Origin of the sequence: Neobacillus terrae, from assembly GCF_011393025.1 — a bacterium.
Lineage (GTDB): Bacteria > Bacillota > Bacilli > Bacillales > Cytobacillaceae > Neobacillus_A > Neobacillus_A terrae.
In genome coordinates, this window is record NZ_JAAOEO010000083.1 from 1 (window position 1) to 836 (window position 836).

Here is an 836-nt window from a genome sequence, read left to right on the forward strand (position 1 = left end):
CTGCTGTCCTTCCAGTCGGTGGGACCACCACCAGCAGTCCACATATATTTTTGGATAGCTTTGTAAGCATTGCGGTAATCACTTGGAAGTGCCTTCGCACGTGCCTCCATCTCCCTCCATTCCCGCTTGTCATCCAGACTTCCGATAATTTTTTCAAAAATATTCATTTTACTTCTCTCCTTTTAATTTTATTAGTTTTGAGTTCGTTAATTTTACTTGAGACGAATTCCCACTTTTTCCAAAAGATTTTAAGTTGCTCTTGACCTGCCGCATTGAGGGTGTAAAATTTTCTAGGCGGTCCCATAGTAGATGGTTTCTTCTCGATGTCCACCAAATTGTTTTTCTCAAGCCGCATAGTAATCGTATAAACCGTGCCTTCAACCACATCAGTGAAGCCAAGTTCTCGCAGCTGTTGCGTGATTTCATAGCCGTAGGTTTCGCCACGGCTGATGATCTCAAGTACACAACCCTCAAGCACCCCTTTCAACATTTCCGTGATATTTTCCAAGTTTTTTTCCTCCATTTGTATTTCACTTATATTTATTTCAGTACTCTGTATCACAGGTATTTTGTGATACAGATATTCGTTATTACTGATTACTAGTATATAGTATTACTAAATAGCATCACTTGTCAATAAAACTTTTCGTAAAATAAGCCCATTTTTACTGCGTCGGAGGTGTTTGACAGCTTAGTCCTCGCTAAATTTTAGTGGACTTGATTTACATATTAAAGTGACCAAGAGGTGATTAGTAATCCAAACGGTCTCGAATTGATCCTCAATTAATTTGATGCGTTTATTATTTTAGGGATAGGCTTATCAATAAGTTTGTGAA

2 protein-coding genes are annotated in these 836 nt (G+C 38.4%); both read right to left on the reverse strand.

All coding sequences use genetic code 11. The annotated features are described in order from the left end of the window. Window positions 1-167 (reverse strand): DUF1048 domain-containing protein (locus G8761_RS26715; protein WP_166030960.1); only part of this gene is annotated, 167 nt, incomplete at its 3' end. Continuing rightward, window positions 164-508 (reverse strand): PadR family transcriptional regulator, encoded by a 345-nt coding sequence (locus G8761_RS26720; protein ID WP_166030961.1) that lies wholly within the window; start codon window positions 506-508, stop codon window positions 164-166. The genes G8761_RS26720 and G8761_RS26715, both read right to left, overlap by 4 nt. Window positions 509-836 lie beyond the last annotated feature (328 nt).